Origin of the sequence: Microbispora bryophytorum (assembly GCF_043197435.1) — a bacterium.
Lineage (GTDB): Bacteria > Actinomycetota > Actinomycetes > Streptosporangiales > Streptosporangiaceae > Microbispora > Microbispora bryophytorum.
Genome location: NZ_JBICTF010000007.1, coordinates 338,150 through 358,664, shown reverse-complemented (window position 1 = coordinate 358,664; position 20,515 = coordinate 338,150). Strand labels below are relative to the sequence as shown.

At 72.6% G+C, this 20,515-nt stretch carries 20 protein-coding genes; 11 read left to right on the top strand and 9 right to left on the bottom strand.

Annotated elements, in window-relative coordinates; translation table 11 throughout:
* Positions 1-23 precede the first annotated feature (23 nt).
* Positions 24-959, top strand: a complete 936-nt coding sequence (locus ACGFIB_RS25805; RefSeq protein WP_393375589.1) for an endonuclease/exonuclease/phosphatase family protein — start codon at positions 24-26, stop codon at positions 957-959.
* Here the strand turns inward: ACGFIB_RS25805 and ACGFIB_RS25800 are convergent.
* Complete coding sequence (locus tag ACGFIB_RS25800) at positions 865-1,395, bottom strand: gamma carbonic anhydrase family protein (protein WP_142565268.1); 531 nt, start codon at positions 1,393-1,395, stop codon at positions 865-867. The two genes, ACGFIB_RS25805 and ACGFIB_RS25800, sit on opposite strands and share 95 nt — an antisense overlap.
* A gap of 153 nt (positions 1,396-1,548) precedes the next feature.
* On the opposite strand from ACGFIB_RS25800, the gene ACGFIB_RS25795 reads away from it, so the two are divergent.
* The gene (locus ACGFIB_RS25795; RefSeq protein WP_393375587.1) at positions 1,549-2,706 is read left to right on the top strand and encodes a hypothetical protein; all 1,158 of its coding nucleotides are present in this window, start codon (positions 1,549-1,551) and stop codon (positions 2,704-2,706) included.
* Between the two features lie 96 nt (positions 2,707-2,802).
* Here ACGFIB_RS25795 and ACGFIB_RS25790 read toward each other — a convergent pair whose 3' ends face one another.
* Both ACGFIB_RS25790 and ACGFIB_RS25785 read right to left on the bottom strand, forming a co-directional pair.
* On the bottom strand, positions 2,803-3,015 hold the full coding sequence (locus ACGFIB_RS25790) for a hypothetical protein (RefSeq protein WP_191055433.1): 213 nt from the start codon (positions 3,013-3,015) through the stop codon (positions 2,803-2,805).
* A gap of 113 nt (positions 3,016-3,128) precedes the next feature.
* Positions 3,129-3,884 carry a GntR family transcriptional regulator gene (locus tag ACGFIB_RS25785; protein ID WP_393375584.1) on the bottom strand — a complete coding sequence of 252 codons (756 nt, stop codon included), beginning with the start codon at positions 3,882-3,884 and terminating at the stop codon, positions 3,129-3,131.
* Positions 3,885-4,146: 262 nt separating this feature from the next.
* Here ACGFIB_RS25785 and kynU point away from each other — a divergent pair, with 262 nt between their 5' ends.
* Positions 4,147-5,385, top strand: coding sequence for a kynureninase (gene kynU, locus ACGFIB_RS25780; protein ID WP_393375581.1), 1,239 nt, complete (start codon positions 4,147-4,149; stop codon positions 5,383-5,385).
* A 6-nt stretch (positions 5,386-5,391) separates the two neighbouring features.
* Here kynU and ACGFIB_RS25775 read toward each other — a convergent pair whose 3' ends face one another.
* On the bottom strand, positions 5,392-5,811 hold the full coding sequence (locus ACGFIB_RS25775; RefSeq protein ID WP_357245251.1) for a ClpX C4-type zinc finger protein: 420 nt from the start codon (positions 5,809-5,811) through the stop codon (positions 5,392-5,394).
* Positions 5,812-5,901: 90 nt separating this feature from the next.
* Here ACGFIB_RS25775 and ACGFIB_RS25770 point away from each other — a divergent pair, with 90 nt between their 5' ends.
* Positions 5,902-6,330 (top strand): TIGR03668 family PPOX class F420-dependent oxidoreductase, encoded by a 429-nt coding sequence (locus ACGFIB_RS25770; RefSeq protein WP_393375642.1) that lies wholly within the window; start codon positions 5,902-5,904, stop codon positions 6,328-6,330.
* Between the two features lie 14 nt (positions 6,331-6,344).
* Here the strand turns inward: ACGFIB_RS25770 and ACGFIB_RS25765 are convergent, their stop codons facing one another.
* Complete coding sequence (locus ACGFIB_RS25765; RefSeq protein ID WP_142574687.1) at positions 6,345-7,139, bottom strand: isocitrate lyase/PEP mutase family protein; 795 nt, start codon at positions 7,137-7,139, stop codon at positions 6,345-6,347.
* Between the two features lie 170 nt (positions 7,140-7,309).
* Between ACGFIB_RS25765 and ACGFIB_RS25760 the strand changes: the two genes are divergently transcribed.
* Positions 7,310-7,957, top strand: coding sequence for a mycothiol-dependent nitroreductase Rv2466c family protein (locus tag ACGFIB_RS25760; RefSeq protein ID WP_357245253.1), 648 nt, complete (start codon positions 7,310-7,312; stop codon positions 7,955-7,957).
* Positions 7,958-7,995: 38 nt separating this feature from the next.
* Here ACGFIB_RS25760 and ACGFIB_RS25755 read toward each other — a convergent pair whose 3' ends face one another.
* The gene (locus tag ACGFIB_RS25755) at positions 7,996-8,934 is read right to left on the bottom strand and encodes a LysR family transcriptional regulator (protein ID WP_357245255.1); all 939 of its coding nucleotides are present in this window, start codon (positions 8,932-8,934) and stop codon (positions 7,996-7,998) included.
* Between the two features lie 99 nt (positions 8,935-9,033).
* Here ACGFIB_RS25755 and ACGFIB_RS25750 point away from each other — a divergent pair, with 99 nt between their 5' ends.
* The 3 genes from ACGFIB_RS25750 to ACGFIB_RS25740 are packed head-to-tail and all read left to right on the top strand — an operon-like array spanning position 9,034 to position 13,614.
* Positions 9,034-11,097 (top strand): FAD/NAD(P)-binding protein, encoded by a 2,064-nt coding sequence (locus ACGFIB_RS25750; RefSeq protein ID WP_393375578.1) that lies wholly within the window; start codon positions 9,034-9,036, stop codon positions 11,095-11,097.
* On the top strand, positions 11,094-12,518 hold the full coding sequence (gene pcaB / locus ACGFIB_RS25745; protein ID WP_393375575.1) for a nitrosuccinate lyase: 1,425 nt from the start codon (positions 11,094-11,096) through the stop codon (positions 12,516-12,518). The genes ACGFIB_RS25750 and pcaB overlap by 4 nt, the downstream gene beginning before the upstream one ends.
* A 10-nt stretch (positions 12,519-12,528) precedes the next feature.
* Positions 12,529-13,614 carry a nitronate monooxygenase gene (locus tag ACGFIB_RS25740; RefSeq protein ID WP_393375573.1) on the top strand — a complete coding sequence of 362 codons (1,086 nt, stop codon included), beginning with the start codon at positions 12,529-12,531 and terminating at the stop codon, positions 13,612-13,614.
* Positions 13,615-13,636: 22 nt separating this feature from the next.
* On the opposite strand, the gene ACGFIB_RS25735 is transcribed toward ACGFIB_RS25740, so the two are convergent.
* The gene (locus ACGFIB_RS25735) at positions 13,637-14,044 is read right to left on the bottom strand and encodes a PIN domain-containing protein (RefSeq protein WP_142574693.1); all 408 of its coding nucleotides are present in this window, start codon (positions 14,042-14,044) and stop codon (positions 13,637-13,639) included.
* Complete coding sequence (locus ACGFIB_RS25730) at positions 14,029-14,289, bottom strand: type II toxin-antitoxin system Phd/YefM family antitoxin (RefSeq protein ID WP_142574694.1); 261 nt, start codon at positions 14,287-14,289, stop codon at positions 14,029-14,031. The genes ACGFIB_RS25735 and ACGFIB_RS25730 overlap by 16 nt, the downstream gene beginning before the upstream one ends.
* Positions 14,290-14,487: 198 nt before the next feature.
* On the opposite strand from ACGFIB_RS25730, the gene ACGFIB_RS25725 reads away from it, so the two are divergent.
* Together ACGFIB_RS25725 and ACGFIB_RS25720 are read left to right on the top strand one after the other, a co-directional pair.
* Entirely contained in the window at positions 14,488-15,672 is a 1,185-nt protein-coding gene (locus tag ACGFIB_RS25725) for an ROK family transcriptional regulator (RefSeq protein ID WP_393375570.1), read from the top strand.
* Between the two features lie 196 nt (positions 15,673-15,868).
* Positions 15,869-18,502: a discoidin domain-containing protein gene (locus tag ACGFIB_RS25720; protein WP_393375567.1), complete on the top strand. Its 2,634-nt coding sequence runs from the start codon at positions 15,869-15,871 to the stop codon at positions 18,500-18,502.
* Positions 18,503-18,581: 79 nt separating this feature from the next.
* On the opposite strand, the gene ACGFIB_RS25715 is transcribed toward ACGFIB_RS25720, so the two are convergent.
* Positions 18,582-19,862: an ATP-grasp domain-containing protein gene (locus tag ACGFIB_RS25715; RefSeq protein WP_357245273.1), complete on the bottom strand. Its 1,281-nt coding sequence runs from the start codon at positions 19,860-19,862 to the stop codon at positions 18,582-18,584.
* A gap of 341 nt (positions 19,863-20,203) precedes the next feature.
* On the opposite strand from ACGFIB_RS25715, the gene ACGFIB_RS25710 reads away from it, so the two are divergent.
* Positions 20,204-20,512: a chorismate mutase family protein gene (locus tag ACGFIB_RS25710; RefSeq protein WP_393375565.1), complete on the top strand. Its 309-nt coding sequence runs from the start codon at positions 20,204-20,206 to the stop codon at positions 20,510-20,512.
* The last annotated feature ends 3 nt before the right edge of the window (positions 20,513-20,515 follow it).

Here is a 20,515-nt window from a genome sequence, read left to right as displayed (position 1 = left end):
GAGTGGCGATTGTTGCGCTTGTGGTGGCCGGTCTTCCATCGGTGGCCGACACCTATCGGGTGAGCGTTCTCACCTACAACGTCTGCGCGGCGGGCAACAGCGCCGGCACCTGCGTACGCGACCTCACCCCCGAGCGCCGCAGGACCTGGGCCGATCAGGTCTCCGCGCTGATCCGGTCGCGGGACGCGGACGTCGCGTCGTTCACCGAGATGTGCTACGCCCAGGTGGGCCTGCTCCGGGGTGAGCTGCCCGGCTACCGTCTGGTCTGGTACGGCTACGCGAAGGGCGGCGGGCCGGGCCGCGAGGACCGGTGCCGCACGCTGTGGAGCGATCTCACCCCGGACACGGCCCCGCCGGACGGCAAGACCTTCGGCATGGCGCTGGCACTGAAGAACGGCGCCGAGGGCCCGCCGCTGCGGCGGCTGCTGCGCGCCGACCACGCCCCGGCCGCACCCGATGAGACGATCCACCCGCGCGGCCTGCTGTGCGCCACCGGCCGGGTCGGCCCGCGCCGCTCGGTCTGCTGCGTGACCCACATCTCCGACACCGAGACCCCGCGGCAGGTCACCGGACTGGTGTCGGAGTACGCCGGGAACGACCCGGTGATCCTCACCGGCGACTTCAACCGCGAGCCCGGCCACGACCAGCTGACCGAGGTGTACGGCATGGGCCTGGGCGACGGCGGCTACACGGAGGTCGACGCGGATTCGCGCGGAGTCGCGCGCCGGGGCGGCGAGCCCACCACGCGCGGCGGCCGGAAGATCGACTACATCTTCGCGACCGAGGCCGACTACCGTCCGGGCGGAGCCGAGGTCATCGAGACCGACCCGGAGCTGTCCGACCACCGGGCGCTGGCCGGCACGCTCATCGGGACCGAACCGAGGCCGCGGCGTGACGGCGGGCCTTGGCGAGATAGTTGTCCGGCGTACGGGCGAAGGAGGCGCGGTCGTCGTCGGTGAGCTCGCGCACGACCTTCCCCGGCACGCCCGCGACCAGCACGCCCGCCGGGATCCGGCGGCCGGGCGGCACGACGGCCCCCGCCGCGATCAGGGACCCGGCCCCGACGACCGCGCCGCCGAGCACGACCGCCCCGATCCCCACGAGGGCGCCGGTCTCGATGTGCGCGCCGTGCACCATCGCCCGGTGGCCGAGACTCACCCGGTCCTCCAGGATCGCGGGCTCACGGGGATCGGCGTGCAGGCAGCACAGGTCCTGGATGTTGACCTCGGCGCCGACCTCGATGCGCTCGTCGTCGCCGCGCAGCACAGAGCCGTACCAGACGTTCGCGCCGCGCCCGAGCCGCACCCTCCCGACGACCACCGCCCCGGGGGCCACCCATGCCTCGGGATGGATGATCGGCGTGGCGTCGTCGTCCAGGTCGGCGATGTACGGCATGGGGCCATGATCCCACGAGCGCCCGCGCCGGGCCCGGCGCGGCGTCCGGTTTCGCCGGCCGACCGAGGCGTTCAGGTTGCGATGTGCGACGGATAGCAGGAAAGTCGTGTCCTGGCTGCGTTACCGTCGTTATCTCCAACCCCAGGGTTTCTCATGACGAATCAGACCGACAACTTCCCCGACCTGATGAGTGACGACTCCTTCGAAGTCGTGATGCGTGGCTACAGCCGCAGGCAGGTCCACGACTACATGATCCGGACCCGCAACCAGATCCGGGACCTGGAGGAGCGGCTCGCCCGCACGATCGACCAGGCGGAGCAGAGCCGCCTGGAGCTGGCCGACGCGCGGCGGAGGATGACGGAGTCGCCGCAGAACCCCGACGAGCTGGGGGAGCGGCTGAGCCAGATACTCAAGCTGGCGCAGGAGGAGGCGACAGCCAACAAGGAGGCGTCCGAGTCGGAGGCCAGGAGGCTGCGCGAGACCTCGGCGGCCGAGGCCGAACGGCTGGTGACGTCGGCGCGTGAGCAGGCCGACGCGATCAGGGGCGCCGCCCAGGAGGAGGCCGAGCGCCGCGTCGCCGACGCCACCGCCACGTCGGAGCGGCTGCTGGCGCAGGCGGGCGCGGAGGCGGAGGGGACGCTGGGCTCGGCCCGCGGGGAGGCGGAGGAGACCCTGCGCTCGGCCCGTGCGGAGGCGGAGGAGACCCTGCGCTCCGCTCGCGCCGAGGGGGAGCGGCAGCTCACCGCCGCCCGGATGGAGGCGGAGCGGCTGCTCATCGAGGCGCGCGGGCAGGCCGAGGCCATGCTGGCGGCGGCGCAGCAGCGGGTGAACGCGCTGGACGAGCACACCGGCCGCCGGGTGGCCTACCTCAGCGACACCCACACGGAGGTCGTGCGGCGGCTCAACGAGATCGGCGCGGTGCTCGGCGACCTGATGCACCGTGAGAGCGCGGCCGGCCCGCTGATCGACGAGGCCGCCGTGCTGCCGCCCGGGCCGCAGGTGCACGCCATCGCCGCGGGCGCGCCCGCCCAGGGGCACGAGCAGCCGTACGAGCAGTCCTACGAGCAGCCGCACGAGCCGGTCGAGGACACGCCGCAGGCCCTGGAGGCCGCGCCGTCCGGGCACGAGGCGGACGACGCCGCCACGGGTCAGGGGCGGATGGACGGCGACGAGGACGACGCGGTCCTGATCGTGGACGACGGACGCCACGAGAACGGTCACGACGTGCCGCCGTCGCCCGAGGACACCGACGTCAACCTCGGCCGGGTGCGGCGTGCCGCACCGGACGGGAAGTCGGCCGCCGGCAAGTGAGCCCGCCCGCGCCGTGTCAGCGGGTGGCCAGCTGAGAGTCGTGTGAGTGGTGGTAGCGGAAGCCCCCGCCCCCGATCGGGTCGGGGGCTTCCGCGCTCATGGATCGGCGACGCGGGCCTCCTGCTCGCGCAACAGCTCGCGCAGCCCGTCGGGCTCGTCGGCGTCGATGGTCATCGCGCATCCCGCCGCCCGCTGCGCCGAGGTGAGCGGGTGGTGCCGGGTCGCCCACCACCGGCCCGCGTCACTCCGCCAGATCGTCCACTTGGGAAACTCCCGGGCGATCTCGGCGAGGCGTCGGTCCAAGGACATCCGTACACCTTTCCTCGCCATATGCCCGGGTGCTTGACGTCTCCTCCTCAAGGTGCGGGACATCTCTAGAGAAATCAATGATCGGTATGGTCAGGTCAACCTTGCCTCTTGACCTAGGCGTCGAAGTCGTACTGGAGTACATACGACGCCGCGTCCAAGGTCATCTCATTGACCTCGACCGGCACGCCCCCTTCCGCGAAGGCCACCCGCGTGACGGAGATCACCGGCGTGCCGGCCGGCAGGCCCAGCGACCCGGCCTCCCCGGGCAGCGGCATCCGTGCCCGCACCTCCTCGCTGAAGTGGACGGGAGCCCGGCCGAGCTCGCCCAGCCGGGCGTACACCCCGCCAGGACCGGTGTCGGGCAGGACGACCGCCGTGCCCTCCACGAGATCGGCGGGAAAGCAGGAGGCCGCGAGCTGCACCGGACGGCCGTCCACCGAGTAGCGGCGGCGGCGCACCCACACCTCGCCGGCGCCGAGCACGCGGGCGACCTGCTCGCTCGCCGGTTCGCGCAGGATGGTCACCTCGTCCACGACGTACGACCGGCCCCGGGTGTCGGAGTCCCAGATGGCCAGGCCCTGGGCCCACTGCTCCCGCGAGAGCCGGCGCGACCCGTGGCGGCGGATGGGGCGGAACAGCCGCACGTAGACGCCCGATCCCCGCTTCGGCACGGCCAGCCCTTCGTTGATCAGCACGGCGAGCGCCTGTCGTGCCGTGGCCCGCGCGACGCCGTGCTCCTTCATGAGCGCGTTCTCGCCCGGTAGGCGGTCGCCGTCACCGAGTGCTCCGGACAGGATCTGATCGCGCAGCCGGTCGGCGATACGGCGATAGATCGGGGACTCGTGATGCACCGACGGGGATTCCGTCACGTTTGATCACCCTCTGTCACCAACGGGGGTTTGGCGTCTCCAGAGAACTTGCCCCGTCTTGTCCACGATCGCACAGAGTCTTGGGTGCGTCTTGTGCTTACTTTTGGCTGATCGTGCCGTTGTGGCGATCTCTGGGGGTTATAGCCGTCCGCATCCGTGGAACGGTCCCTTCCGGTATTGCCGGCACCGGGAACGCTCTGTCATCACGACCACGACAAGATCGGATATTTCGGTACATAATGCTGTGACGAAGGAGTTGCCGATGGTTCTCAGCCGTGCCGAATGCCAGGACCTCGACGCCAAGGACCCGCTCGGGGCGTTCCGGGACGAGTTCTCGCTGCCTCCCGGGGTCGTCTACCTGCTGGGCAACTCGCTCGGCGCGCTACCGAGGCGTACGCCGGAACGCGTGGCCCACGCGGTCGAGACCGAGTGGGGGGTGCACCTCGGGGCGAGCTGGAACACGGCCGGCTGGTGGGACATGCCCCAGAGCACCGGCGACCGCATCGCGCCCCTCGTCGGCGCGATGCCCGGCGACGTGCTGGCGGGCGACTCCACCTCGGTGAACATCTTCAAGGTGGTCACGGCCGCCCTCCCGCTGCGGCCCGGCCGCCGTGTGATCGTCTCCGACCTCGACAACTTCCCCACCGACCGGTACGTCGTGGAGGGCGCCGCCAGGGCGCTCGGCGCGTACGAGATCCGGGACGTCGGCGAGGCCGGCAGCTCGCTGGAGGACGCCCTCGGCGAGGACGTCGCGCTCGTGCTGCTGTCACACGTGGACTACCGGACCGGCGAGGCCAGGGACATGGCGGCGGTGACGGAGCTGGTCCGGGCGGCCGGCGCGCTCATGGTCTGGGACCTGTGCCACAGCGCGGGGGCGCTGCCCGTGCGGGTGGGCGAGGCGGACTTCGCCGTCGGCTGCACCTACAAGTACCTGAACGGCGGGCCCGGCGCCCCCGCCTATCTCTATGTCGCGCCGCGCCACCAGGACGCCGTCCACAACGTGCTGTCGGGCTGGCACGGCCACGCCGCGCCCTTCGACTTCGAACCGCACTACCGCCCCGCCCCGGGTGTGCGCCGCTTCGCCACGGGCAGCCCGCCGATCCTGTCGTACGCCGCGCTCAACGCGTCCCTCGACATCTGGGAGCGGGTGGACCTGGACGAGGTCAGGGCCAAGAGCCTGGCCCTGACCTCGCTGTTCATCGACCTGCTCGACGATCTCGTCGACCCCGGGCTCGGGCTCGCCCTGGCCACCCCGCGCGACCCGGAACGGCGGGGAAGCCAGGTCAGCTACCGTCACCCGCAGGGTTACCCCGTGGTGCGCGCGCTCGCGGACCGGGGGGTGGTGGGCGACTACCGCGAGCCGGACTTCGTCCGTTTCGGCTTCGCCCCGCTGTACCTGCGCCATGTCGACGTGCACGACGCGGCGACGGCGCTGGCCGAGGTGCTCGGCGAGGAGCTGTGGCGGGACGAGCGCTACGCGGCGCGGCTCACCGTCACCTGACGCGCGTCAGCGGCCGCGACGGGCCAGCCCGGCGACGATGTCGCCGGCCAGTGCCACGCAGCGGTCGCAGATGCGCCCGCCCTCGCCGTGGACCATGTGGACGCGTGGGCCCGGCGGCCTGCGGCAGAAGGAGCAGGCGGCGTCGCGCTTCATGCGGCGGTTGACCAGGTGCCGGTGGGCGAAGGCGGGCGTGAAGCGCCTGCGCGGGCTCCGCACGATGTACCCGAACCGCTCACCGACGGCGGTCCAGGACGCGCCGGCCTCACGGGCCCGGCACACGGCGAGATCGAGCAGGGAGTCCACCGCGCCGCCCGCTTCGCCGGACAGGTCCCGGCACAGGGCGATCGCGGCGGACAGGACTTCCAGGGGGTCTGCGGGGTCGGATGCGCGCGAGCGGGCCCGCTCGAGTAACTCAGATGCCTCCATGGCGGACACCATAGGCCGCCGTACAAAGACGATCAACCGCGCCCGGGGACGCGACCGGAGGCTCACCGTGCGTAGGCTGGGCCGGTGAGAATGCCCGAGGGGCGGGCGCGCGAGCTGTTCGCGGCGGCCCCGGTGGCCCGCCTCGCGACCGCCGGAGCCGGGGGCGCGCCGCGGCTCGTCCCGGTCACGTTCGCCGTGCTGCGGGACGGGGAGAAGGGCACCGTGGTGACGGCGGTGGACCACAAGCCGAAGGCCACCACCGACCTGCGACGGCTGCGCGACATCCGCGACGATCCCCGCGTCTGCCTGCTGGCCGACCACTACGAGGACGACTGGGAACGGCTGTGGTGGGTGCGCGCCGACGGGCTCGCCCGCGTCGTGGAGGGCGGCGAGGAGCACGAGCGGGCCGTGGCGTCGCTGGTGCGCAAGTACGCCCCGTATCGCGAGCGTCCCCCGGCCGGGCCCGCGATCCTCGTCCGCGTCGAGCGCTGGTCGGGCTGGTCGTACGGCGAGATGTAGGCCGGCCGGCGTGGTCAGGCGGGCGGGAAGGGGTCGTCTCCCCGGGCGATCGTGTCGAGCATCTGGGCCGTGAACGCCTGGGCCGCGCGGTGGATGCCGGGACCGAAGCTGACCCTGGCCACACCAAGGGCCGCGAGATCGCGGACGGCCGGCACGCCGGGCCGGGACAACACGTTGATCGGGCCGCCGAGCTCCCGGGCGAGGGTGGCGATCACCTCGGGGTCGCCCGCGAAGATCGGGTAGACGCAGTCGGCGCCGGCCGTGAGGTAGCGGCCGCCCCGGTCGAGCGCCTCCGCGAGCCTCTCGCCGGGGGTCCCCGAACCGTGGATGAAGGTGTCCACGCGGGCGTTGATCACGAGGCCGGTCCCTGCCTCGTCCGCCGCCGCCCGCACGGCGGCCACGAAGTCCGCCTGCTCAGCGGGGTCGATCATCGCTCCGGTCGCCGGGTCGGAGTCCTCCAGGTTGCAGCCCACGGCGCCCGCGGCGGCGAGCCGCTCGACGAGCTCGGCGGGCTTCAGGCCGTAGCCGCGCTCGACGTCGGCGGTCACGGGGACCGCGACGGCCCGGGCGATGCGGGCCACGGCCGCGAACATCTCGTCCGCCGGCGTGTCCTGCCCGTCCTCGTAGCCCAGGGCGGCGGCGACGGACGCGCTGCCGGTGGCGACGGCGGGGAAGCCCGCCGCCTCGACGGCGCGCGCCGACGCGGCGTCCCAGGCGTTGGGCAGCACGAGGGGGTCGCCGGGCACGTGGAGCGCGCGCAGGGTCGCCGCCTTCTCGCCGATCTCCGGCTTCGCGTGAATCTCAGCCATGAGGACAGCCTAGAGAGCCCGGCAGGTGAGAACGACACCACTGGCCGACGATGAGGGGGAACCGCTGGTGATTCAAGGGGTCGAGTCCGGTGTCGTGGCCCACCGGTCATTGGATACGCTCGCGAAACCGGCCCTCCGATCCCCCCGAGCCCATTCGTCAGGAGAGTTTCATGAGCGACATCGACAGCGCCGTCGACCAGGCCGGAGCGGGCAGCCGTCCCCGAGTGGACTTCTACTTCGACCCCGTCTGCCCGTTCGCGTGGGTCACGTCGCGGTGGATTCTGGAGGTCGAGAAGCAGCGCGACATCGACCTGCGGTTCCGGGTGATGAGTCTTTCCGTGCTCAACGAGGGCAAGGAGGACCTGTCTGACTTCTACCGTGAGGCGGTGCCCAGGTGGCGGGGCCCGGTCCGGGTGTGCATCGCCGCCGCGCAGCACCACGGTGAGGGCGTGCTGCGCGACCTGTACACCGCGATGGGCGCGCGCATTCACAACCAGGACAACAAGGACTACGGGGTCGTGGTCAAGGAGGCGCTCGCCGAGGTCGGGCTGCCGGTCGAGCTGGCCGACGCCGCCGGCACCGACGAGTACGACGAGGCCCTGCGCCGGATGCACCACGAGGGCATGGACCCGGTCGGCGACGAGGTGGGCACGCCCACGATCCACATCGACGGCGTGGCGTTCTTCGGCCCGGTGATGACCCGCATCCCGCGGGGCGAGGAGGCGGTCCGCATCTTCGACGGCGCCGTCGCCATGGCGAAGTTCCCGTACTTCTACGAGATGAAGCGCAGCCGCAACACCGACCCCGAATTCGGATGACACGGTTCGGATGACACGGTTCGGACCGACCGGCGCCCTCACCTCGGCGGCTCCTCCTGGGGCCGCCGGGGCGCCGCCCTGCGCATGCTCCTGAACAGCGAACGCATGGTCGCCAGCGCGGGAGACCTGTCGTCGGACCGCATGGCCAGGCTGATCGTCCGGTGCAGGCCGGGCGGGGCGAGCCGTCGTACGCTGAGGGGGTTTTCGGCCAGGTCGGCGACGGTCCTCGGCACGAGGGCCAGGCCCATGCCCCCGCTGGCGAGGGCGCACGACATGCCGTAGTTGCCCGTCTCGTACGCCACGACGGGCGGCGCCAGCCCCTCGCGGCGGAACAGCGCCTCAAGTGCCTCCCGGTTGGCCAGCCCGCGCGAGCCGCTGATCAGCGGCCGGCCGGCGAGCTCGGGCCACGGCAGCGGCTCGGCCGCATCGGTGAGCGCGTGCCCGGGGGCGGCCACCAGCACCAGCTCCTCCACCAGCAGCGCCTCGACGAGGACCCCGGAGGGCGGCGCGGGGGCGGGCTGATGTTCGTAGGTGTGCGTGAGCACGAGATCGGCCTCGCCGGTGGCCAGCGCGGGCAGCCCTGACGGCGGTTCGTACTCCCTCACATTCACCTCCACGGCGGGGTGAGCACGCCGGAACGCCGCGAGGACCGGCGGCAGCAGGTGGATGCCGGCGGTCGTGAACGTGCCGATCGTGATGTGGCCGCCGGACAGGCCGGCGAGCGCGGCCAGGCCGTGCCGGGCCCGTTCCAGCTCGTCGAGCACCCGCCGGGCGTGCTCCACCAGCAGCTCGCCCGCCGCCGTGAGCGTGGCGCCGCGGCGGTGCCGGATCACGAGTGTGGCTCCCGCCTCCCGCTCCAGCTTGGCGATCTGCTGCGACAGCGCGGGCGGTGTGTAACCGAGGCGGGCGGCGGCCCGGGTGATCGAACCGGCCTCGGCGACCGCCACCAGCGCCCCGAGGCGCGTCACGTCGTGCATGAAGCAATGCTTAACACCGCCTCGCCAAATGTGACATACCTCACGACACCTTCGCTGCCGCATCCTCGACTCACGACCCGAGGGCAACTGGAGGAGCGGATGACCACAACACGATCGACCCGGCCGTTCGAGGTGTGCGTGATCGGAGCGGGGCCACGCGGAATGTCGGTGATCGAGCGGCTGTGCGCCAACGCGCGGCGGCTGCCGCCGCGGGCACGCGTCCTGCTGCACGTCGTGGATCCGTACCCGCCGGGGGCGGGACAGGTGTGGCGCACCGACCAGCCGGGCCAGCTGCTCATGAACACCGTCGCCTCGCAGGTCACGCTCTTCACCGATCCCAGCGTCGGCATCCGGGGGCCGCTGGAGACGGGCCCCAGCCTGCACGAGTGGGCGCGGCACCTGGTGCTCTTCGCCGACACCGGGCTTCCGGCGGAGGGCATGTCGGTGGACGGCGTCTCGGTGGACGGCGTCTCGGCGGACGTGCTCGCCGAGGCGCGCCGGCTCGGGCCCGACACCTACCCCACCCGCGCCTTCTACGGGCGCTACCTGCGCTGGGTGTTCGAGCGGGTGGTCGCACGGGCGCCCCGGCAGGTGGAGGTGCGGGTGCACGCCACGCGGGCGACCGCGCTCGACGACGTGCCCGGCACCGGCGCGCAGCGGGTGGTGCTGGAGGACGGCACCGTGCTCGGCTCGCTCGACGCGGTGGTCCTGGCCCAGGGGCACCTGCCGGTCACGCCCTCGGCCGCCGAGCGGGAGGCGGCCGCGTACGCCGCCGCCCACGGGCTGGTCCACGTGCCGCCCGCCAACCCCGCCGACGCCGACCTGAGCGACGTGCGGCCGGGGGAGGCGGTGCTGCTGCGCGGGCTCGGGCTCAACTTCTTCGACCACATGGCCCTGCTGACGCTCGGGCGCGGCGGCCGGTTCGAGCGCGGCGAGGCGGGCCGCCTCGTCTATCGGCCCTCGGGGCGCGAGCCCCGCCTGTACGCCGGATCGCGCCGGGGCATCCCGTACCAGTCCCGGGGCGAGAACGAGAAGGGCGTCGAGGGCAGGCACGAACCGCTGCTGCTCACGCCGGGCAGGATCGCGTCGCTGGCCGAGCGCTCGGCCGCGCGCGGCGGGCTCGACTTCCGCGCCGACCTGTGGCCGCTGATCGCGAAGGAGGTGGAGACCGTCTACTACGCGACCCTCCTGGCGCGGCGGGACTGCGCGTGCGTCGCCGACCGCTTCCGCGCCGCCTACCTCGCCCACGCCTGGGGCGACGCCGGGGAGGCACTGGTGCTGGACGCCTTCGGCATCGGCGCGGCGGTGCGGTGGGACTGGGAGAGCGTGGCCGAGCCGTACCGGGGGATCGGCTTCGGCGGCCCGGACGACTGGCGCGAGTGGCTGACCGCCTACCTGCGCACCGACCTGGCGCAGGCCCGCGCGGGCAACGTCAGCGGGCCGCTGAAGGCCGCCCTCGACGTGCTGCGCGACCTGCGCAACGAGGTCAGGCAGGTGGTCGACCACGGCGGGCTCACCGGGCGCTCGCACCGCGACGACCTCGACCGGTGGTACACGCCGCTCAACGCGTTCCTGTCCATCGGGCCGCCGGCCGAGCGGGTCGAGCAGATGATCGCGCTCATCGAGGCGGGTGTGCTCACCGTCATCGGTCCCAACATGCGCGTGCACGCCCGCGACGGCGTCTTCGAGGCCGAGTCCGCCGCCGTGCCGGGCTCCGCCGTACGGGCCAGGGTGCTCGTCGAGGCCCGCCTGCCCGAGATCGACCTGCGGCGCACGGCCGACCCCCTGCTGCGCCACCTGCTCGGCACCGGGCAGTGCCGGGCGTACGTGATCGGCGGGCGGCGTGGGGAGGACCGGCACGAGACGGGCGGCCTCGCGGTCACCCGCCGGCCGTACCGGCTCCTGGACGCGGACGGGCGGGCCCACCCGCGGCGGTTCGCGTACGGGGTGCCCACCGAGTCGGTCCACTGGGTGACGGCCGCGGGCGTGCGGCCGGGGGTGAACTCCGTGATCCTGGGCGACTCCGACGCCATCGCCCGCAGCGTGCTCGCGCTGACGCCCGCGCGGGCCCTCCCGGGTCGCCGCGTCGCCCGCGTGGCCCGCGTGACCGCCGGCCCGCGTACGGCTCTCGCCTACGGCCCGACGCCGGCGGGCGTCCGATGAGCCCCGGCAGTGACCTCGGCGGCGACCTCGGCAGTGACCTCGGCAGTGACCTCGATTTGGGCCTGCTGTCCCCGGTCCGGGTGGGTTCGGCGGCGGAACGGGCGACCGGCGACGGCGCGTGGCTGCGCGCGATGCTCGACGCGGAGGCCGCCCTGGTCCGCGCGCAGGCCCGGCTGGGGGTGGTCCCGGTGGAGGCCGCGGAGACGATCGGCAAGGTGGCGGAGGCGGGCGGCCTCGACCTGGCGGCCCTGGCCCTGCGCGCCCGGGAGGCGGCCAACCCGGTGGTGGCGCTGGTCGAGGACCTGACGGCCGCCGTGGCGGTGGTGGACCCGGCCGCGGCCGAATTCGTGCACCGCGGCTCTACGAGCCAGGACATCATGGACACGGCCGCCATGCTGGTGGCCGCCCGGACCCTCGACCTGATCACCGCCGACCTGGACCGGGCCGCGACCGCGCTCGCGGGGCTCGCGGCGCGGCACCGCGACACGCTGATGCCGGGCCGCACGCTGACCCAGCAGGCGGTGCCCACAACGTTCGGACTGAAGGCGGCCGGCTGGCTGCACGCCGTGCGCGTGGCGGCGGCGCGGCTGCGCCGGGTGCGCGCCGACCTGCCGGCCGAGCTCGGCGGCGCGGCCGGCACGCTGGCGGGCTACGTGGAGTACGCGCGGATGGCCGCGGTGCCCGACCCCGAGACATACCCGGAGCGGCTGATCGCGGCGTTCGCCGCCGAGGTGGGGCTGGCCGAGCCGGTGGTCCCCTGGCACGTCCTGCGGATTCCGATCGCCGACCTCGCCGGGGCGCTGGCCCTCGCCTCGGGAGTGCTCGGGAAGATCGCGGTGGACGTGCAGTCGCTGTCGCGCACCGAGGTCGCCGAGGTCGTGGAGCCGGCCGCCCCCGGCCGGGGCGTGTCGTCGGCGATGCCGCACAAGCGCAACCCGGTCCTCGCCACCCTCGTCCGATCGGCGGCGATCCAGGTGCCCGCGCTCGCCGCGAGCCTCGGCCAGTGCCTGCTCGCCGAGGACGAACGGCCCGCGGGCGCCTGGCACGCGGAGTGGCAGCCGCTGCGCGAGTGCCTGCGGCTGGTCGGCGGGGCCGCCGCCGTGACGGCCGAACTGGCCGAGGGGCTGGTCGCGTTCCCCGAGCGCATGCGGGCCAACCTCGCGCTCACCGGCAGCCTGACCGTGACGGAACGGGCGGCCGCCGTGCTCGCGCCGGTCCTGGGGAAGGCCGCCGCCAAGCGGCTGCTCGGGGAGGCGTCCGCGGCCGCCGCCGCGTCCGGGCGCCCCGTGGCCGAGGTGCTGGAGGAACTCCTGCCCATGCCGGACGGGCTGGACCTGGTCCGGTTGTTCGACCCCGCCGAGTACACGGGGGCCGCCGGAGCGCTCGTCGACCGCGTTCTACGCTGCTGTCCAGACGAGTGAGGAGGTCCTCATGACCGGTCGCGTCCTTCCCTTCGGGCCGTCGAACCCGATCATCCAGGCGCCCATGGCGGGCGGCGGAGCCACCCCGGCCCTCGCGGCGGCGGTGTCCCGGGCGGGCGGCCTCGGGTTCCTCGCGGCGGGCTACCGCACGGCGCAGGACGTACGCCGGGAGATCGCCGCGGTGCGCGAGCAGACGGACCGGCCGTTCGGAGTGAACGTCTTCGTCCCCGATTTCGCGGCGGCCCTGGATTTCGCGGCCGCGCGGCGGGAGCCGGGTGACGACGCGGCGCTGGCCCGCTACCGCGACGAGCTCGCCCCCGAGGCCGAGCGGTACGGCGTGACGCTGCCGGAGGCCCCCGCCTGGGACGACGACGAGTGGGACGCCAAGATCGGCCTGCTGGTGGACGAACGGGTGCCGGTGGCGGGTTTCACCTTCGGCTGCCCGCCGCCCGAGGCGACGGCCCGCCTCCACGACGCCGGGAGCGTGATCATGGTCATGGTGAACACCCCGTGGGAGGCGGTCGCGGCGGCCGAGTCCGGCGCCGACGCCGTGATCGTCCAGAGCTCCGGAGCGGGCGGGCACCAGGCGGCCTTCCTCAACCCGCCGCCCTCCTGGGAGGCTCCGGACAACCTGCCGGAGCTGGTGGCCCTCGTGCGGGAGGCGACCGACGTGCCGCTCGTGGCCGCCGGGGGGATCATGGACGGCGCGGACGTGGCCGCCGTCCTCGCCGCGGGCGCGGTCGCCGCGCAACTCGGCACCGCGTTCCTGCGCACCCCGGAGAGCGGGACGCATCCCGTGCACAAGGCCGCCCTCGCCGATCCCCGGTTCACCCGCACCGCGTTCACCCGGGCCTTCTCCGGACGTACGGCGCGTGGCCTGGCCAATCGGTTCATGGCCGAGCACGAGGCGTCGGCGCCCGCGTGCTACCCGCAGGTGCACCACCTGACGAAGGGACTGCGCCGGGCGGCTGCGGAGCACGGCGACCCCGAGGCGATGGCCCTGTGGTGCGGCCGGGGATACCGCCGCTGCCGTGACCTTCCCGCCGCCGCCCTCGTCGAGGCCCTCATGGAGGAGCTCGCGGCCGCCCGCGCCTGACCGCGACCGGCGTCCCCCGCACTCAGCGGGGAACGACCTGCGCCCGCACGCCCGGCAGATCGTCGAAGGCCGCGGACGAGTCCATCGTCACCACGGTCCGGGCGGTCGCCGCCGCCGTCGCCGCGATGAGCAGGTCGTAGGCGCCGCGCGTCTTGCCCTCGCGCCGCACGTATGCCATCAGACGCGCATGAACTCTGGCGATGTCGGTCGTGTATTCCTCGACGGGAATCAGCGCGAGGACTTGGTCCACGAACGCCTGCCGGGCCGGACGCCGGACCGGATCGGCCAGTTCGACGCCGACGAGCAACTCGGCGATGGTGATGGCTGCGACAGCCACGTCGTCGGCGTCGCCGATGACGGAATCCACCTCGGCTTTGCCCCGCTCCGCGGCAATAAGAACGCCGGTGTCGAGAATCAGGCGTCGGGCCACGTGGTCCTCATCTCGTCGCGGACGCTTTCCCTGGCCGCGGTGACGTCGGCCTCGAACTCCGCGTCGAGGGTGCCGGCGCTTCTGGCCAGAAACGCCTTCACCATGCGCCCTGGCGCGACGGGAGCGGGACCGATGACCGCGATCCGCCTGCCTCCGCGGGTCACGACGATCGTCTCCCCGTGCTCGGCCTCGTCCAGCACGGCTGCGAAGTTGCGCGAGGCCTCGGTGGCGGTCATCACCTTCATGAAATCAGATTATCAGACCCTCTCTCGGGGACGCGGCGAGCCGACGTTGGTTCAGGGCCTGGAAGAAGGGGGGGACGACACGGCGGCGTAATGGGCGGGAAACGCTGAGATGCCACGGTGATGAGGTCGGCAGACGGCGCGGGTGCTTGTTTTCGCCTCTGAACTAAGATGACCGTGTCGCGACGGGGAGGGTGGGTCATGGCAAGGCCTCAGCGCAGGACGGTACGGGACATCCGCCGAGGAAACCGGGCCGTGTTGCTGCGCGCGCTGTACTTCTCCGGCCCGACCAGCCGCAACGACCTCACCGCGCGCACCGGCCTGAGCGCCGCCACGGTCAGCACGATGACCGCCGACCTGCTGGGCGAGAACATCGTCGTCGAGGCGGGCCAGGTGGAGTCCGACGGCGGCCGGCCCCGCGTGCTGCTGCGCGTCAACCCCGAGTACGGCTTCGCGGTGGGCGTCGACGTGGCCGAGACGCACGTCCGGGTCGGGTTGTTCGACCTGGAGATGACCGAGCGGGCCAAGGTGGACTACATGCTGCGGCCGGCCCGCCACGATCCCGAGCTGGTCGCCCGGCACATCCTTTCGGGCGTCGAGGTCGTGCTGTCGGACGCGGGCGTCGCTCCCGAGCAGGTGCTCGGCATCGGCGTGGGGGTTCCCGGCATCGTCGAGCCGGGCGTCGACGGCGTCATCCACGCCAAGACCTTCGGCTGGGACGGCGTGCCCCTTGGAGCGCTCCTGCGGCGCGGGACCTCGCTCCCGCTGTACGTGGACAACGGCGCCAAGACGATGGGCCAGGCCGAGCTGTGGTTCGGCTCGGGCCGGGGCGCCTCGGAAGCGGTCATCGTGCTGCTCGGCGTCGGGGTGGGCGCGACCATCGTGGCCGACGGCACCACGTTCCGCGGGGTCAGCAGCAGCGCGGGCGAGTGGGGCCACACGAAGATCGTGGCGAACGGGCGGCCCTGCCGCTGCGGCGGACGCGGGTGCCTGGAGGCGTACGTCGGGATCGAGGCCATCCTCGACCGGGCGGGCGTCACCTCGCAGGGCGACTGGGAGGAGGACCTCGCCGGCGTGCTGGCGTCGGAGTCCCCCGTGGTCGAGGAGACCGTCACCTACCTGGGCGTCGGCCTGGCCAACCTGGTCAACCTGATCAACCCCGAGAAGATCGTGATCGGCGGCTGGGTGGGGGTGCGGCTCGGCGAGAGTCTGCTGCCCGGCATCCGCCGCGCCACCGCGGCCAACTCGCTGGCCGAGCCGTACGCCGCGACGTCGATCGTCCTGGGCCGCCTCGGCCCCGACGCGGTGGCGCTGGGGGCCGCCACGCTCGTCCTGGAGGAGTTCCTGAACGCGCCCCAGGTCGCCAGGATCACCGCCGCCGGCTGACGCGGCACCGCCGCACGGAAAGCATGCGAAGCGCCCGGGACGGCGCCGCGTACGAGGTGGGGCGCGACGGTCGCGACATAATTCTGAGGGTGAAATAAGTCTTGACATAAGCGGAGCGGCGACGGACGCTCATGCCGCTGGACCTCTCTCATCCCCCGAACCCTCGCCCGAGGGGCTCCGCGCCAAGGAGACATGCATGCCTTTCTCCTCCCCGCCTCACCCCGCACCCGGACGACCGCGCAGGCGGCGCAGCCGATACGGCCTGGTCGCCGCCGGGCTCGTCGCACTGTCGACCTTCGCGGCCGTGACCGGCGTCGTCCCCGCCACCTACAGCGCCGCGGCGGCGGCCTGCGGCACGACCAACGTCGCGCAGGGCAGGCCGTCGTCGGCCTCCTCGGCCGAGAACGGCGCGTCGCCGGCGTCGGCCGCGTTCGACGGCAACACCGGCACCCGGTGGTCGAGCGCGTTCAGTGACCCGCAGTGGATCCAGGTGGATCTGGGCAGCTCTCAGCAGGTCTGCAAGGTGGTCCTGAGCTGGGAGACCGCCCGCGCGCAGACGTTCAAGATCCAGGTGTCGCCGGACGGTTCGTCGTGGTCGGACGCGACCGCCACGGTGAGCGGCGTGAGCGGGACGCAGTCGCTCGACGTGTCGGCGACCGGCCGGTACGTCCGGATGTACGGCCTGACCAGGGCCACGGCGTACGGCTACTCGCTGTGGGAGTTCGCCGTCAACGTCGCCTCCGGCGGCGGGACCACCTGTGGCACCGCGAACGTCGCGCAGGGCAGGCCGGCGTCGGCCTCCTCGGCCGAGAACGGCGCGTCGCCGGCGTCGGCCGCGTTCGACGGCAACACCGGCACCCGGTGGTCGAGCGCGTTCAGTGACCCGCAGTGGATCCAGGTGGATCTGGGCAGCTCTCAGCAGGTCTGCAAGGTGGTCCTGAGCTGGGAGACCGCCCGCGCGCAGACGTTCAAGATCCAGGTGTCGCCGGACGGTTCGTCGTGGTCGGACGCGACCGCCACGGTGAGCGGCGTGAGCGGGACGCAGTCGCTCGACGTGTCGGCGACCGGCCGGTACGTCCGGATGTACGGCCTGACCCGCGCCACGGCGTACGGCTACTCGCTGTGGGAGTTCGCCGTCAACACCACCGGCGGCGGCGACGACGGCGGCTCGGATCTCCCGGGCGGCGGCGACCTCGGGCCCAACGTGAGGGTCTTCGACCCCTCGATGTCGAGCGCGAGCATCCAGAGCACGATCGACACCGTCTTCAACCAGCAGGAGTCGAACCAGTTCGGCAGCCAGCGGTACGCGCTGCTGTTCAAGCCGGGCACCTACAGCGGCCTCAACGCCCAGATCGGCTTCTACACCTCGATCGCCGGTCTCGGCCAGTCGCCGGACAACGTGACGATCAACGGTGACATCACCGTCGACGCCGGGTGGTTCAACGGCAACGCCACCCAGAACTTCTGGCGGTCGGCGGAGAACCTGGCCGTCGTCCCCGTCAACGGCACCGACCGGTGGGCGGTGGCCCAGGCCGCGCCGTTCCGGCGGATCCACGTGCGCGGCGGGCTGAACCTGGCCCCCAACGGGTACGGCTGGGCCAGCGGCGGCTACATCGCCGACAGCAAGATCGACGGCACGGTCGGCCCGTACTCCCAGCAGCAGTGGTTCACCCGCGACAGCACCATCGGCGGCTGGACCAACGCCGTGTGGAACATGGTGTTCTCCGGTGTCGTCGGCGCTCCCGCCCAGAGCTTCCCGAACCCGCCGTACACGACGCTCGCGACCAGCCCGGTCACCCGGGAGAAGCCGTACCTGTACGTGGACTCGGGCGGCGCCTACCGCGTCTTCGTCCCCTCGCTGCGGACCAACTCCAGCGGCGTGAGCTGGGCGAACGGCGCGACCCCCGGCACGTCGATCCCGCTGACGCAGTTCTACGTCGCCAAGCCGTCCGACAGCGCCGCCACGCTCAACCAGGCGCTGGGTCAGGGCCTCAACCTGCTGTTCACGCCCGGCATCTATCACCTCAACCAGACGCTCAACGTGACCCGGGCGGACACGGTGGTCCTCGGGCTCGGCTACGCCACGCTGATCCCGGACAACGGAGTCGTCGCGATGAACGTCGCGGACGTCGACGGCGTGAAGATCGCCGGTCTGCTCTTCGACGCCGGCACGGTCAACTCGCCGGTGCTGCTGCGGGTGGGCCCGGACGGCGCCTCGGCGAGCCACGCCGGCAACCCCATCTCGATCCAGGACGTGTTCTTCCGGATCGGCGGCGCGGGACCCGGCTCGGCCACGACCAGCCTGGTGGTGAACAGCGACAACACGATCATCGACCACATCTGGGCGTGGCGGGCCGACCACGGCGCGGGGGTGGGCTGGAACTCCAACCCTGCCGACACCGGCCTGATCGTCAACGGCGACAACGTCACGGCGTACGGCCTGTTCGTCGAGCACTACAGGAAGTACGAGGTGATCTGGAACGGCCAGGGCGGCAAGACGATCTTCTTCCAGAACGAGCTGCCCTACGACCCGCCCAACCAGGCGTCCTGGATGAACGGCTCGACCCGGGGCTACGCCGCCTACAAGGTGGCCGACAGCGTGACCAGCCACGAGGCCTGGGGCATGGGCAGCTACTGCAACTTCAGCACCGACCCCTCGATCGTCGCCGAGCGCGGCTTCGAGGCCCCCAACAGGTCGGGCGTGAAGTTCCACGACCTGCTCACGGTGTCGCTGGGCGGCGTGGGCACGATCGCCCATGTCATCAACGACACGGGCGGCGCGGCCCAGGGCACGGCCACCGTGCCCGTCAACGTGGTCAGCTACCCCTGACGGTCAACGCCCCGTGAAAGGCGGGCGCGGCGGGAGGCCCATCGCCTTCCGCCGCACCTCGCACGTCCACAGACATTCCCTACATCCGGGCGCCGGCGGGCTGGAGCGTGTGGATCCGCACGGCGTGCCGTACGCGCATTTCGAGTTCGTCCAGCTCGGCCGGGGTGGGCGCGTCGATGAGGAACGTCACGGCGCGGTCGTCCGAGCTGTGCAGCGGCCCGAGCTGGGCGCCGCGGTCCTTGAGCACGAGCACGGCGCGCAGCGTGGGCGGGTCGTCCGAAGCGGCGGGCGCGACCTCGGGCCACAGGCCGCCCTCGCCCACCCAGACCGGTGAGATCCCCGGCCAGTCCACCGTCACGTCGCCGAGCCGCCCGGGCTCGTGCTCCAGGTAGACCTGCCGGGCGTACCGGCGCGGCGCGGGGTAGGCCGCCGGCTCCCCGAGGGCGATGCGGATGAGCTCCGGTTCCATCGGAGCGCCGGTCGCGAGCGAGTAGAGGATCGACAGGCCGTCGCCGGGGGTGCGCGCGGCCACCTCCATCAGGTAGGCCCGGCCCGTGTCGTCCACGCGCCACTCGGCGTGGGCGATGCCGCATCCGAAGGCCAGCCGTTCGAGCATGCGCCGGTTGGCGTCGAGGATGATCTCGTTCACGCCGTCGAGCTCGTTCGGGACCGAGTGGGACAGCTCGACGAAGGTGCGGGTGCCCGACTCGGTCGTCTCCTTGCGGGTGACCGAGGCGAACACAATCCGGCCGTCCTGCACCAGGCTCTCCACGGAGAACTCCTGGCCCGCCACCTTCTCCTCCACCAGCACCGTCTCGTGCGGCAGGTAGGCGTCGAGCTGGGCGCGTAGCTCGGCCGGATCGCGCACGGTCTCCACGCCCGAGCTGGAGTGCCGGCTCGCGGGCTTGACCACGGCGGGGAACGACACATCGGCGGCGGTGAACGTCGCCCGCGCGCCCGGGGGGACGACCACCGAGGCGGGGCTGAACTCCGGCAGATACCACCGCTGGAGGTATTTACTGCGGCAGGCGCGGGTGGCCCGCAGGCCGGGGGAGGGCAGCCCCAGGGCGTCCGCGAGCAGGCCGGTCGGCTCGACCAGCGTCTCGCCGACCGCGTAGACGCCGGCGATGTCGTAGCGGTCCCGCCACGCCCGTACGCCGGAGATCACGCCGGCGGTGAACGAGTTGTCCGTGTTGACGTCGCCGTCGGTGAAGGCGATCTCCTCGATGACCGAGGCGGGGTGCGCGGGGTCGCGCATCTGGGCCAGGGCCTGCTCCCGCCAGGAGGCCGGTGTGACCACGAGGATCCGCAGCCCCCGGCGGGACAGTTCGCGCAGATAGAGAGGGGCCCGGCAGATCACCAGGAATGATCCGGTAAGTACGAATGCTCGAGGTTTCACTTTCGCCACCGCCGTTTCTCGCACGTGCTCACAGGCACTTCGCGAACGGAGATTAGTTCCACCATTTTCGGACGGTCAACCAAATTTCCCGATCATTCGGGATCCATCGTTTCCCGATAGGGGTCAACCGGGGTCGCGGGCCGTCTTTGCCCGCGTGGCCTCGCCGCCCGCCGAGAAGTCCGAGGTTGTCCCGGACTGTCCGGCTGCGCTGTGGGGGTGTTAGGGGTTGTGAGAAATGTGCGTCAGATCGAATCCTGAATTAGCCGGAACACCGGCGCACCATCGATTGGAGGGCTGTTCACATGGCTGGCAACGGCGCCGGAGAAGACGGTCTGGAGACGCTGCGGGCCTCGCTGGACCGCATCGACGAGTCGCTGCTCGACACGCTGCGCAGGCGTATCGAGTGCTGCGTGGAAATCGCGCATTTCAAGCGTGAGCACAACGTCCCGATGATGCAGCCCCACCGCATCGGCATCGTGCAGCGGCGGGCCGCCCGATACGCGCAGGACCACGGAATCGACCCCGACTTCCTGCGCCGCCTCTACGAACTCGTCATCGCGGAGACCTGCAGGGTCGAGGACCTGGTGATCGGCGATGTCGTCGCTCGGTGAACG

What these genes read in the sequence shown, in the direction of transcription:
- ACGFIB_RS25750 (WP_393375578.1), top strand. Translation starts at nt 9,034, where the DNA reads ATGACCACAACACGATCGACCCGGCCGTTCGAGGTGTGCGTGATCGGA.
- ACGFIB_RS25720 (WP_393375567.1), top strand. Translation starts at nt 15,869, where the DNA reads ATGCCTTTCTCCTCCCCGCCTCACCCCGCACCCGGACGACCGCGCAGG.
- ACGFIB_RS25790 (WP_191055433.1), bottom strand. Translation starts at nt 3,015, where the DNA reads ATGTCCTTGGACCGACGCCTCGCCGAGATCGCCCGGGAGTTTCCCAAG.
- ACGFIB_RS25730 (WP_142574694.1), bottom strand. Translation starts at nt 14,289, where the DNA reads ATGAAGGTGATGACCGCCACCGAGGCCTCGCGCAACTTCGCAGCCGTG.
- ACGFIB_RS25755 (WP_357245255.1), bottom strand. Translation starts at nt 8,934, where the DNA reads ATGCACGACGTGACGCGCCTCGGGGCGCTGGTGGCGGTCGCCGAGGCC.
- ACGFIB_RS25740 (WP_393375573.1), top strand. Translation starts at nt 12,529, where the DNA reads ATGACCGGTCGCGTCCTTCCCTTCGGGCCGTCGAACCCGATCATCCAG.
- ACGFIB_RS25725 (WP_393375570.1), top strand. Translation starts at nt 14,488, where the DNA reads ATGGCAAGGCCTCAGCGCAGGACGGTACGGGACATCCGCCGAGGAAAC.
- ACGFIB_RS25795 (WP_393375587.1), top strand. Translation starts at nt 1,549, where the DNA reads ATGACGAATCAGACCGACAACTTCCCCGACCTGATGAGTGACGACTCC.
- ACGFIB_RS25800 (WP_142565268.1), bottom strand. Translation starts at nt 1,395, where the DNA reads ATGCCGTACATCGCCGACCTGGACGACGACGCCACGCCGATCATCCAT.
- pcaB (WP_393375575.1), top strand. Translation starts at nt 11,094, where the DNA reads ATGAGCCCCGGCAGTGACCTCGGCGGCGACCTCGGCAGTGACCTCGGC.
- ACGFIB_RS25710 (WP_393375565.1), top strand. Translation starts at nt 20,204, where the DNA reads ATGGCTGGCAACGGCGCCGGAGAAGACGGTCTGGAGACGCTGCGGGCC.
- ACGFIB_RS25770 (WP_393375642.1), top strand. Translation starts at nt 5,902, where the DNA reads ATGCCCGAGGGGCGGGCGCGCGAGCTGTTCGCGGCGGCCCCGGTGGCC.
- ACGFIB_RS25760 (WP_357245253.1), top strand. Translation starts at nt 7,310, where the DNA reads ATGAGCGACATCGACAGCGCCGTCGACCAGGCCGGAGCGGGCAGCCGT.
- kynU (WP_393375581.1), top strand. Translation starts at nt 4,147, where the DNA reads ATGGTTCTCAGCCGTGCCGAATGCCAGGACCTCGACGCCAAGGACCCG.
- ACGFIB_RS25765 (WP_142574687.1), bottom strand. Translation starts at nt 7,139, where the DNA reads ATGGCTGAGATTCACGCGAAGCCGGAGATCGGCGAGAAGGCGGCGACC.
- ACGFIB_RS25775 (WP_357245251.1), bottom strand. Translation starts at nt 5,811, where the DNA reads ATGGAGGCATCTGAGTTACTCGAGCGGGCCCGCTCGCGCGCATCCGAC.